A 12610-nucleotide genomic window follows, 5' to 3' on the forward strand; every position below is an offset into this window, starting at 1 on the left:
AAGCAAGCCGCTCTTTGCCCTGCGCCGTCATGCATCCAGTCTCACCTGCCGCCTACACCGCCTGACCCGGCCAAATCGTGGGGAGCGCAGGCGTGTGGCCCAGCCAGCGGTCAAGCCACGCAAACCCGAAACGCTTAGCACCGGGCGGGAAATTGTGTTCCCCCGGAAACGAGAACATCCCGATGCGGTCGCCCGCGCCAAGCGCATGATAAACCTCCTGTGCGCGCAACACCCGCTCGACCGTGCCCAGGTTCTCGAATTCCCCTTCGGTGCCCTGAAGCATGAGGGGCCGCGGCGCGACAAGCATCATCAGACCGTCAAAATCGCAGGGAATGGGCCTTTCGGGGTCCTCAATGTACGGCGCAAACTTCGGCAGGTAACAGTAGTCTTCGACCGGGCCGCGCTTCTTGTTCGGGTCCTGCGGACGTGACCAGTGGTCGGTATTTCGTTCCCAACCCAGTTCGCCGCAATTACTTATAGCCGCGGCAATGCGCCCGTCGAACGCCGCTGCGCAGAGTGTCGTATGCCCGCCCAGCGAATGGCCTATACACCCGATGCGCGCGCGGTCGACAAAGTCCAGCGTCTCCAACACGTCCACCGCCCGCATGCAGTCCCACGCATTTTTGCCGAACAGCGACCATTCGGGGTGGCGCTTGTAGAACGGCTCCGAATCGTAATGTGTAAACCCCTCAGGAATGCGCTCCCCATCCCCAAACAGGTCGATGCTGATGGTCACATACCCCCACCGGGCGAGTTCCAACCCATAGGCGCGGCTACGCTCCGCCGGCAGCGGAGGGTCTCCGGGCGCCTTCCCGGTCAAACCCACGCATTGGGATTTCCCCGCACCCGCGCTCGTGGGATGCGGGCATACCAGCGCCGGACTCGGCCCAGGCCTTGCCCCTTTCGGAACCAGCAGATACGCCGGCACACGGTCGCCGGGTTCCGACTGAAAGCTCAGATGGTGGCATTCCATCCCCTCGATATCGTCAACCCGGCGCATCTGGACATCGAGCGCGGGCTTCTCCGGCGGAAATGGGCCCATCATCTCGAGCCACGCCGCCCGAATCCCCTCCAAACGGCCCGGCAAATCGTTTGCGACGGTTTGTTGCATGGACTGGGGCTCCTTGGGCTGCCCTGCCGCGGCCGCGAACAATCCCGCCCCCGCAATCCCGCCGGTCAACAAGGCCCGGCGTCCGATCTGCATTCCCCGCGCATGATCATCTTTTTGCATGAACGTGGCTTTCCCCTTGGATACGTCCGTAGCCGGAACAGGTGCACCTGGGCACCACACGATACCGCTCGTATCCTCCCGAATCAAGCGCACACCCTTCCGCTCTCTGCGCTGACCGGGGATTGCTGAGGGGCTGCGGCATGCCCAGGGAATTTGGGCAAGACTTTGATCGTTGGCTCATATGGACTTACAATTGTGGCGCGGCGCTGTATGGGCACGACCCTGTGGGCTGCTCGAGATGCTTGGTTCGTCTCCGAGGGGATCGAGCGTCTTTCCAGTCGTTTCCCGTGGGCGTGGCGTGTGACTGAGCGTTTGTGAGTAGGGTGCACGAGTACAGGGAATCTTATCGAGGAAGCAGACACCATGGAACCCATTACGAACGGGCACCAGCCCAATGAGCCGGTGGATATCGAGACGCGTGAGTGGTTGGAATCACTCGACTTTGTGATTGAGAACGGCGGTCCGGAGCGCGTGCTGCACTTGCTGCAGCATCTGCAGATCCGCGCGGAGGAAGCCGGGATCAAGCTGCCGTTCAGCGCCAATACTCCGTATATCAACACGATACCCGTCAACGCGCAGCCGGCTTACCCGGGAAACCGCCAGCTCGAGCGGCGCATCAAAAGCCTCATCCGGTGGAACGCGATGGCGATGGTGGTGCGGGCCAACCGTGTCGAGGCCGGCATCGGAGGGCATATCTCGACCTTTGCGTCGGCGGCCACGTTGTATGAGGTGGCGTTCAATCATTTCTTTCACGGGCCGGATACGCCAGGAAAGAGCGCGGACCAGGTCTATTTCCAAGGGCACGCCGCGCCAGGGATGTATGCGCGGGCTTTTCTCGAGGGGCGGCTGAGCCGCGAGCGGCTGAACAATTTCCGGCGCGAACTCCAGGATGGCGGAGGCTTGTCGTCCTATCCCCACCCGTGGCTGATGCCGGACTTCTGGCAGTTCCCGACGGTTTCGATGGGTTTGGGTCCGATCATGGCGATATATCAGGCGCGGTTCAACCGGTATCTCGAGGACCGGGGCCTCAAAGAAAACACGGGACGGGTCTGGGCGTTTCTCGGGGACGGGGAATGCGACGAACCGGAATCGCTGGGCGCGATCTCGCTGGCCTCCCGCGAGAAGCTCGACAACCTCGTGTTCGTCATCAACTGCAACCTCCAACGCCTGGACGGTCCGGTGAGGGGCAACCACAAGGTGATCCAGGAACTCGAAGCGATCTTTCGCGGAGCGGGCTGGAACGTCATTAAGGTTATCTGGGGCTCGGACTGGGATCCCCTGCTGGCCAAAGACACGCATGGCCTCCTGGTGGAGCGCATGGGCGAGGTCGTGGACGGCGAATACCAGAAGTACCTGGTGGAATCGGGCCAATACATCCGCGAGAAGTTCTTCGGAAAAGACCCGCGTCTGTTGAAGCTGATCGAGCAGTATACGGACGAGCAGCTCCGGCGGCTGAATCGCGGCGGACACGACCCTCAGAAAGTCTATGCGGCCTACCATGCGGCGCTGAATCACAAGGGCGCGCCCACGGTGATTCTGGCAAAGACGGTCAAGGGGTACGGTCTGGGTGAGAGCGGCGAAGGCAAAAACATCACTCATCAGCAGAAAAAATTGAACGAGGATGAGTTGCGCGACTTCCGGACGCGGTTCGGCATCCCCATCTCGGACGAGGATCTGGCGCTGGCGCCGTTCTACCGTCCGCCGGACGACAGTCCGGAGATGGTGTATCTGCGGGAGCGGCGCGAGGCGCTGGGCGGGTATCTGCCATGCCGCGAGGTGAACGCCGAGGCGATGCCCGCGCCCGAGGAAACCCTGTTCGAGGAGTTTTATAAGGGTACGGAGGGGCGGCCGGTCTCGACAGCGATGGCCTTCGTGCGGATATTGTCCAAGCTGCTGCGAGATAAGCGCATCGGCAAATACATCGTGCCCATCGTGCCGGACGAGGCGCGCACGTTCGGCATGGAAGCGCTGTTCCGGGAGATCGGAATTTACGCGCACACGGGCCAGCTATACGAGCCCGTGGATTCGGCCAGCCTCCTCTACTACAAGGAGGCGAAAGACGGGCAGATTCTTGAGGAGGGCATTACGGAAGCGGGCTCGATGTCGTCGTTTATCAGCGCGGGCACCGCGTACGCGACGCACGGCATCAACATGATTCCGTTCTTTATCTACTACTCGATGTTCGGGTTTCAGCGCATCGGGGACTTGATATGGGCCGCGGGCGACATGCGAACCCGGGGCTTTCTCGTCGGGGGGACGGCGGGGCGGACCACGCTCAATGGCGAAGGCCTTCAACACCAGGACGGCAACAGCCACATTCTTGCGCAGCCGTTGCCGAATCTGCTCGCCTATGACGCGGCGTATGCTTACGAGCTGGCGGTGATCATCCGGGACGGGATCCGGCGGATGTACCAGGAACAGGAGAGTATCTTCTATTATTTGACCGTCGAGAACGAGAACTATCCAATGGTACCCATGCCGGAGGGCGCCCAGGAAGGCATCCTGAAAGGCATGTACAAGTTCAAGCCTTCGGAGAAGAAGGGCGGTAAATTGCATGCGCAACTGCTGGGCAGCGGCGCCATTCTGAATGAGGCCGTGAAGGCCCAGGCGATTCTCGAAGAGGATTTTGGCGTGGCGGCGGACGTGTGGAGCGTCACGAGTTACAAAGAGCTGCGCCGCGATGCCATGGATGTCGAGCGTTGGAATATGCTGAATCCCGGAAAGAACGCGCGGACGCCGTACGTGACCCGGTGTTTGAAGGATACGCCAGGGGTGGTTGTGGCGGCGTCGGATTATATCAAGCTGCTCGCGGACGGATTGGCGCGGTGGGTGCCGCGGACCCTGCTCACGCTGGGAACCGACGGTTTCGGCCGGAGCGAGTCGCGCGAGGCGCTGCGCGATTTCTTCGAGGTAGACGCGCGGTACATCGCGCTGGCCGCGCTGACCGGGCTGGCCCGCGAAGGCAAGCTGAAGAGCGACGCGCTCAAGAAAGCCTTCAAGAAGCTCGAGATCAATCCCGAGAAGGCCAATCCGCTGATTTCGTAAAATACCCGGGCGCGGCGCGGGTTCTGTTGCGCCGGGTATGCAGTGTTCGGCAATACGGCCGGGAAGGAATTGGAAGGACAAAACGATGGCAACGGAATTCACACTCCCTGAACTTGGCGAGAATATCGAATCCGGCAAGGTTACCAGCGTGATGGTCGCCGTAGGGGACACGATTGAGAAGGACCAGCCGGTTATCGAGATCGAGACCGATAAGGCAGCGTTGGAGGTGCCCTCGCCCTTTGGCGGCACAATCAAAGAGGTCCGGGTGAAAGAGGGCCAGGATATCCGGGTGGGGGCGGTGGTGCTGGTTATCGAGGAAGGCGGCGGCGCCGCGAAAGCCAAACCCGCCCAGGCCAGGAAGGCGGAAGAGCCATCCGCGGCGAAAGTCCAGCAGGCGGCGGAACCGGTGCAGGAAGAGCCCGAGACCGCCGAAGAGTTCGATGAGCTTGCCGGGCCGGACGAGTCCGAGACGCCGGCGCCGGCGCTTCGGCAGGCGGGAGCGGGCCCTCTGGCGGCATCGCCGAGCGTTCGCAGACTGGCCCGCGAGATCGGGGTGGACGTGAACCAGGTCGCGGGCTCGGGAAAGGGCGGCCGCGTGACGCCGGAAGATGTGAAGGCCTATGCGCGGCGCATGAACGTGGACGCGGGCGGGGTAGCGCCCTCAGGCCCCGCGAAACCAGCCGCGGCGGCGGCGTCTCCGTTGCCTGACTTCGCCCGCTGGGGCGAAATCGAGCGGCGCGAGATGAGCACGGTGCGACGGCGCACGGCCGAACGCCTGGCGCATGCGTGGGCCACGATTCCCCACGTGACGCAATTCGACAAGGCCGACGTGACGGGGCTCGAGGAGTTGCGAAAACGCTACGCGAAACAGGTCGAAGCGGCCGGCGGCAAACTCACCGTGACGGCGGTGCTGGCCAAGGTGGCGGCTGCCGCGTTGCGCAAGTTCCCGCAGTTCAACACGGCCCTGGATTTCGAGCACGAGCAGCTCGTTTACAAGCAGTATTGCCATATCGGGATTGCCGTTGATACGGATCGCGGCCTGTTGGTGCCCGTGCTGCGCGATGTCGATACCAAGAATCTGACCCAGATCAGCGTCGAGCTTACGCAGTTGGCCGAGCGCGCGCGTACAAAGAAGACGACCCTGGAAGAAATGCAGGGAGGCTGCTTCACGATATCCAATCTGGGAGGGATCGGCGGGACGGCGTTCACCCCTATCATAAACGCGCCCGAAGTCGCGATTCTGGGCGTGTCGCGCAACGTCGTCGAGCCCGTGTACGTCAATGGCGAGTTCCACGCCCGGACCATGCTGCCGCTCAGCTTGTCATACGACCACCGGGTGATTGACGGGGCGGACGGGGCGCGCTTCTTGCGGTGGATTTGTGAGGCCGTCGAGAATCCGTTCCTCCTGTTTCTCGAGGGGTGACCGCGTGCATACGAAAAGCCCTTGGAAAATAAAGTCCAGCCGCCTGGTCTATGAAACGCCGTGGTTGCGGGTGCTCGAGGACCAGGTCGTCCGCCCGGACGGGGCCGACGGCATCTACAGCTACATCGAGACGCGGGTCGCCGTGGGAGCGGTTGCCCTGACCCCGGATAACGAGGTGTACCTGATCGGCCAGTATCGGTATCCGACCCGGCAATACTCGTGGGAAATCGTTGAAGGCGGCGCCGAGCCGGGCGAACAGCCGCTGGCGTGCATCCAGCGCGAATTGCAGGAAGAGGCCGGGCTGAAAGCCGCGAAATGGACGCCCCTGGGCGGCGAAATCCACTTCAGCAACTGTATCTCGGCGGAACGCGGCCTGTTGTTCTTGGCGGAGGACCTGGAAAAGACCGAGGCGTCCCCCGAAGGCACCGAAGTGCTCGAGGTGCGCACCATGCCGTTCGAGGACGCCGTGGCGATGGTGCATCGAGGCGAGATCCAAGACGTATTCAGCATTGTCGGATTGTTGCGGGCACACGCTTTTCTGGCGCGGCGAACGGCTGACTAGCCGTCGATACGCCCGACTTGCTATGCTCACGGTACGTTGGTGCAGGCGGCCCTTAATGAATCAGGGGGAGGAATTGCCGTGAAAACGCGCGCCGTTGCGGTACTCGATGTGGGCAAGACGAACAAGAAGATCCGGTTGTACGACCGCCGGTTTCAACCGTTGGCGGAAGAACGAACGGGTTTCGATGCCAGGATGAAGGACGGCCTCGAAATCGAGCCCACCGAGGAGTTGCTCGCGTGGTTCAAGAAAGCGATGGCGGGACTGGGCAAGACGTATGACATTCGAGCGATTGTCGTCTGTGCGCACGGCGCGACATTGGCTATGCTCGATGCGAACGGCAAGCTGGCGTACCCGGTGATCTCGTACACGAGCGAGAAGGGCGCCGAAATCGAGCAGGAGTTCTACGACACGTTCGGCGCTCCCGAGGAATTGCACTACGACACGTGCACCCCGAACGTCGGGTTCGCCAACTGCGGGAAAGCCCTGTTTTACGTGTTCAAGCGCATGCCCGAGGTGTGGGACAAGGTCGACACGGTCCTCTTCTACAATTCGTATCTCGGGTACGAGCTGACCGGCAACTACAGCATGGAGCCAACGTACCTTGGCAATCACAACTACCTGTGGAACTTCTTCGACGGCACCTGGAGCCAGGTGGCGATCCGGATGGGGGCACACACGCGGTTTCCCGACAAGATGGGAAATCCATGGGACTCGCTCGGCACGGTGAAGCCCGAACTGGCCAAGGCATGCAACCTGCCCGAAGACTGCCTGGTCACCCTGGGGATCCACGACTCGAACGCCAATTTCCTGCCCTATCTGGCCAAGGGGTACGAGAAGTTTATCCTGAACTCGACCGGCACATGGTGCGTGTTGATGAGCCAGGCGCCTACGCCGATCCTGACCGAGACGGAGGTCAAATCGAAGGTCTTCTACAACCTCGACGCATTCAACCGTCCCCTCAAAACCGTCATTTTCCCCGGCGGCATGGAATACGAGAAATTCGGCGCCCTGACCAGTGTGAAAGATGAAAGTTCCGTAGACGGCGTGAGAAAAGTGATCGCCGAGAGGCGCACTTTTGTTGTGCCCGGGGTCATGCCCGCGGCAAGCGCGTTTCCGGGAGTGGATGCGAAGGTGGTAGCGGGCGGCGAGGTGCGTTTGTACGAGGAGTTGGAGGCCGCGGGCGGCGAACCCTATTCGTATCTTGGCCAGGAGTACTATGCGGCGCTGAACGTGAGCCTGGCGTTGGCCACGCGCCAGCTTCTCGAACGGTGCGGCGGCGAGAAGGGAACAGCGGTGTTCATCGAGGGCGGGTTCGCCAACAACAAGCGCTATTGTGAACTGCTCGCCGCGCTCTGCCCGGACTATACCATCGCATTGACCAATCAGGCCGAAGGCACGGCGTTTGGCGCGGCGCTGACCGCATGGATGCTGGCTGACGGCCTGGATTTGACGAGCATCGGCAAGGAATTCGAGATCGAGACGACTCCCATAACGCCCCCTGATTTCGGCGACCTGCGCGGGTATTGGCAGGCATTCAAGGGCCATCTGCAGAATGAGTAGCCGGGCCGCCTAGAGGCAAACCCCAACCTAGTAGGATGAAGGCAATGAGTCAACCGTTGAAGACCCAGGTGGCTGTCATCGGGGGCGGTCCGGGAGGCTACGCAGCGGCGTTTGCCGCAGCCGACCTCGGGCTCGAAGTGACTCTGATCGACCTCGAGCCAAACCCGGGCGGAGTCTGCCTGTACCGGGGCTGCATTCCGTCCAAGGCCTTGTTGCACTGCGCGAAGGTCATCAAGGATGCCGAGGAAGCCGCGCAATGGGGCATTCACTTCGAACGGCTCCGCATCGACCTTGCCCAAATGCGCGAGCAGAAGGATGCGGTGGTCGGCAAGCTGACCGGCGGACTCGGCCAGCTCGCGAAGGCGCGCAAGATTCGATACATGCGGGGGCGCGCGGCATACCAGGATTCAACCACGCTGACGGTGACCGCCGACACCGGCGAAGAGCAGACGCTCGTGTGCAAACAGTCGATTTTGGCGGCAGGTTCGCGGCCTACCACCATCCCCAGCCTGCTGGTGGACTCCCCCCGGATGATGAACTCGACCCGGGCCCTGGAAATCGAAGACTTGCCCCCGACCCTGCTGGTCGTGGGTGGCGGGTACATCGGTCTCGAGCTGGGCAGCGTCTACGCCACGCTTGGGTCGCAGGTAACGCTGGTCGAAATGACGCCGTCCTTCTTGCCCGGCGTCGATGAGGATTTGCGCCAGATCCTGTCCGAGCGGGTGGGCGGCCTGTTCTACAAGAAGCATTTCAACACGCGCGTCGAGAAAATCAAGGAAGTGAAGAAGGGGTTGCGCGTATCGTTTCGCGGCGGCGATGGCAATGCGTTCGCGGAAACGTTTGACAAGGTCTTGCTTTCCGTGGGCCGCACGCCGAACTCGAGCGGGCTCGGCCTGAACACTACCAAGGTCGAGTTGAATGACCGGGGTTTCGTCAAGGTGGACGCGCAGCGCCGCACCAGCGACCCGGCTATCTTCGCCATAGGCGACATCACGGGCGAGCCGATGCTGGCGCATAAGGCATCGCACGAAGGCCGGGTCGCGGCCGAGGTCATCGCGGGACACAATGTGGCCTTCGAGCCGCGCGCAATTCCCGCCGTGGTGTTCACCGACCCCGAGCTGGCGTGGTGCGGCATTACGGAAACGCAGGCGAAGAAGGAGGGGCGGGCGATAAACGTGGCGCGCTTCCCGTGGGGAGCTTCTGGACGCGCGACCACCCTCAGCCGTCCCGACGGGCTGACCAAACTGATCACCGAGCGCGACACCGGACAGGTGATCGGGGTGGGGATCGTGGGGACGGCCGCGGGCGAGTTGATATCTCAAGGGGTGTTGGCCATCGAAATGGGCGCCACGGCCGAGGACATCGGGTTGAGCATTCATCCGCACCCCACGCTGAGCGAAACCGTCATGGAATCCGCCGACATGATTTTCGGGCAGAGCATTCACATGTACCGTCCCAAAGCGAAAAAGGACGAGCGGGCCTGACGCCGGGCGCCAAGGGGGCAATCGTGACAGATCGGGAACGGTTCCTGGCCTGCGTGCTCGGAGAGCCCGTCGACCGGCCGCCGTACTGGCTGCGGTGGGGGCCCTGGGGCACGACCTTGGAGCGGTGGAAACGCGAGGGCGCGGACTTCGGCCTGCTGGGCGAGCCGCGGCTTCTGTTCGAGCCCGAGACGCCCCCCGTGCCTGTGCCGGGAAGTTTCGGCCCGTATCCCCCCTTTGAAGAGACTACCCTCGAAGAGACCGAGGAATGGCGGCTCTTTGTCGATTCGTGGGGCATCACCCGCCGGGTGTTCAAGACCAGGGAATCCATGCCCGAGTTCGTCGCATTCCCCGTCAAGAGCCGCCGCGACTGGCAGCAGTACAGAGAAGAGCGCCTGAACCCCGACGACCCCGGGCGGCTCCAAGGCGAATGGCGCGACGCCTTGGCAGTATGGCCCCAACTCGGGTTCCCCATCCAGATGGGCGAGTTTCCCGACGTAGGCATCTATGGCGGGTTGCGGTGGCTGTTGGGAGACGAGGAATGCCTCGTGGCGTTCTGCACCGACCCCGAATGGGTCCACGAGATCATGGACCACCTGACGTCGCTGTACCTCACCGTTTTCGAGAAGATGGTGAAGCTGGTGCGGATCGACGTCATTCATATGTGGGAAGACATGTGCGGGCGCAACGGGCCGCTCATCTCGCCGCGGCAGTGGGAGGAGTTTATCGGGCCGTGTTACCGGCGCATCGCGGCGTTCGCGAAGGAGCACGGCATACCCGTGTTTTCGGTGGATACCGATGGACAGCCCGGCCTGATCATCCCGCCGATGATGGCCGCGGGGGTCAACTTCCTCTGGCCGCTCGAGGTCGCCGCCGGGTGCGACGCCAACGCGATGCGGGCCAAGTATCCCGCCTTGGCCATGATGGGCGGAATCGACAAACGCGCCCTCGCGCGCGGCCCCGCCGCCATCGACGCCGAACTCGAAAGGGTCCGCCCTGCTCTCGAACACGGCCGTTACATCCCCGACCTCGACCATTCCGTGCCCGACGACGTGTCGTGGGAGAACTTCTGCTATTACGCCGAACGCCTCAAAAGGCTCGTAGGCAAGGCCTGAGCGGCCAAGGCCGCCGGCCGGTCCGCCTGTTCACGGCGTCCGTTCCTCGAGCGCGAGGCTATGCCGCCGGCCAAACCGGAGGACACAGAGCGGTCGGGACGGACCACGCGGTTTCGCCGCGCAAGACCTTGCGTCACTTCCGGCTGAGGATGATGCGCTGGCGAGCGAGCCCGGCGCGGCGTTCCAGGCACTGTTTATAGTTGGCATAAGCCGATGCGGGCGCCTGTTCGACTTTCAACGCATACGCATCGTCAAATACGATTACGCCGCCCTTCGCGGTGAGTTTGGCGCGGTATTCGGCTACGTCGGAGACGAAATCTTCGCTGGCGGGCATCGAATACACCGTATACCCCTCAGGAAGCGCGATAGTCCCTTGCGTGGTTTCCATGGCCCGGTGGTCCCAGAACAGGTCAAACGCGCGCGTCGGGCGGCCGACGGCGTGAGCGCTGTACGCTACCGCGGGCAAGGTGAACATCATGAGGTCCTCGCCCGCCTTGACGGCGAAGTCAGGAATCCTGCAGCGGACGGTGAGCGCCGGCGGAACCGCCAGGTCCGCAAGGTCCGAGACGCTATAGTCTTCGAGGAGCGCGGAGGGGTGGAGATAGGCCGCGAACTGGGTGAGCTGGTTGCGCAGCATCTGTTCATCGAGATCTTTGAAACTGCGCAGACCCGCCTGAGCGTTTCCGGTGGCGGTCAGGGTCACGGTCAGCGCCAGGGAACCGTCCGCGTTCAGGACGGCGTCGAATTGCCTCACGTCGCGCTCCCCGGCGGGTTCGGAGAGTTGCGTGATGCGGGTCGTGTCCGCGTCGTAGGGGAACAGCATCGCGTGGGCGCCCTGCAACGAGCTGGGCAGCGTGTCGAACGGCAGTACATCGCTTTCGGCCGACGTGAATCCCTCCAGAGAGGGAAGGTACACGGCCGACCGGTCAAACAGCCGCAGCGACGGCGTTTTGGCGGGCCACGGCCCGGCCTCACGGCTGCGCACGAGGGCGAACCGCGCTTCGAGCCCGGCCGCCTCGAGCATGCGCCAATACAAGGCATTCTTGTCGAGCTCGTTGGCTACCCCGCGTTGCGCGGTTTCGTTCGGATCGTGGGGAACGATGCGGAAGTGCCAGTGCGGCACGGGCGCCGTGCGGATGGTTCGCGCAACGAAGTTACGGATAGCCTCGGCGCCGCCGGCCTGGTCCAGTTCCCTGGCGCGGGCGGCGAGCGTGTCCGACAGCGGCGGCAGCTCCGCGAGCGCCTGCTCGTAGGCTTTCCCCAGTTCGTCCCAGGTGGCGGTTTCAGCGATGGACAGGGTCGGCCCGATACGCGTCAGCGGCGGCATGAACGGTTCCGACGGCAGCCCCTCCTGCATGCTCGCAAGTTTCCACACAAAACCCTGGCTGCTGGACTCGCCCACTACCGCGCCGGGCTCGTACAAATCGCTCACGATTTGTTGCCCACCGCCCCCCCCGGACGGCAGGACATGCACCTCTTTGCGCAGAATGGGCTCCTGATCGCGAAAGACCGGCATGCTGTAAACCGGTTCAAGGGGCCCGCCCCGCTTGCGGACAACGGTGTACTGCACGTCGATAACGCTGCCGGGCCGCGGCTCCTTGCATGCGAAACGCAGCCGCGCCAGGCGTTGATACTCGGGCAGGCGGGAATAAATGCTCTCGGATTTGAGAGCGGCATCGCTGAGGTGCAGCACCTTGCCGTCGGGCGTGACGGTAAGCGCAAAATCGACCTGCGGCACGTCGCTATCTTCGAAGTACCACACGTTGGTGGTGGCCACGTCCTCGCCGCGCTGTTGCAGGATGAGCGCGATGTGACGCACGGTCTCTTTCATCACGCCCCGTTCTCTCAGATCGATGGTTTGCCGGTGCAACAGGGTGACGTACCCGGCCGCGGGGAATTGTTCGCGCTTGGGCAAAGCTTCGAGACAGGCCTTGAGCTCGGGGTCGGTGATCTGGCCGGCCGTCTCGACGTCATCGTACTGCCGCGCGCGCTGAAGCTGGATCTTGAGCACGCTGGCCTTCGGGTACTCGAGCACGCCCTCCGGGGTCTCGAACCAGACCTTCTTCCCGGTCATCTTTCTGAGCGTCCCGGGGTGTTGCTCGCCGTCGCGGAGGTAGAGGGTATCGGCGCTCGATACAGCCGCCAAAACCGCGAACATGACAAACCAGACCGCGCGTCGTTTGCGTGTCATCG

8 protein-coding genes are annotated in these 12610 nt (G+C 63.0%); 6 read left to right on the plus strand and 2 right to left on the minus strand.

Annotated features, from left to right (window positions below; genetic code table 11):
- Window positions 1-52: 52 nt before the first annotated feature.
- Window positions 53-1231 carry an acetylxylan esterase gene (locus PLJ71_08495; GenBank protein ID HQM48713.1) on the minus strand — a complete coding sequence of 393 codons (1179 nt, stop codon included), beginning with the start codon at window positions 1229-1231 and terminating at the stop codon, window positions 53-55.
- A gap of 363 nt (window positions 1232-1594) precedes the next feature.
- Here PLJ71_08495 and aceE point away from each other — a divergent pair, with 363 nt between their 5' ends.
- The 6 genes from aceE to PLJ71_08525 all read left to right on the plus strand — a co-directional run bounded on the left by aceE (window position 1595) and on the right by PLJ71_08525 (window position 10417).
- A complete protein-coding gene (aceE, locus tag PLJ71_08500) occupies window positions 1595-4276 on the plus strand; it encodes a pyruvate dehydrogenase (acetyl-transferring), homodimeric type (protein ID HQM48714.1) in 2682 nt (893 codons plus the stop codon).
- 85 nt (window positions 4277-4361) lie between these two features.
- The gene (locus PLJ71_08505; GenBank protein HQM48715.1) at window positions 4362-5699 is read left to right on the plus strand and encodes a 2-oxo acid dehydrogenase subunit E2; all 1338 of its coding nucleotides are present in this window, start codon (window positions 4362-4364) and stop codon (window positions 5697-5699) included.
- 4 nt (window positions 5700-5703) lie between these two features.
- On the plus strand, window positions 5704-6261 hold the full coding sequence (locus PLJ71_08510) for an NUDIX hydrolase (protein HQM48716.1): 558 nt from the start codon (window positions 5704-5706) through the stop codon (window positions 6259-6261).
- Between the two features lie 78 nt (window positions 6262-6339).
- Window positions 6340-7821, plus strand: coding sequence for an FGGY family carbohydrate kinase (locus PLJ71_08515; GenBank protein HQM48717.1), 1482 nt, complete (start codon window positions 6340-6342; stop codon window positions 7819-7821).
- Window positions 7822-7865: 44 nt separating this feature from the next.
- Window positions 7866-9305: a dihydrolipoyl dehydrogenase gene (gene lpdA, locus PLJ71_08520; protein ID HQM48718.1), complete on the plus strand. Its 1440-nt coding sequence runs from the start codon at window positions 7866-7868 to the stop codon at window positions 9303-9305.
- Between the two features lie 23 nt (window positions 9306-9328).
- The gene (locus PLJ71_08525) at window positions 9329-10417 is read left to right on the plus strand and encodes a uroporphyrinogen decarboxylase family protein (protein ID HQM48719.1); all 1089 of its coding nucleotides are present in this window, start codon (window positions 9329-9331) and stop codon (window positions 10415-10417) included.
- 133 nt (window positions 10418-10550) lie between these two features.
- Here the strand turns inward: PLJ71_08525 and PLJ71_08530 are convergent, their stop codons facing one another.
- Window positions 10551-12608, minus strand: coding sequence for a DUF3857 domain-containing protein (locus tag PLJ71_08530; GenBank protein ID HQM48720.1), 2058 nt, complete (start codon window positions 12606-12608; stop codon window positions 10551-10553).
- Window positions 12609-12610: the final 2 nt, after the last annotated feature.

The sequence above is a fragment of the Candidatus Hydrogenedentota bacterium genome, from assembly GCA_035416745.1.
GTDB lineage: Bacteria > Hydrogenedentota > Hydrogenedentia > Hydrogenedentales > SLHB01 > UBA2224.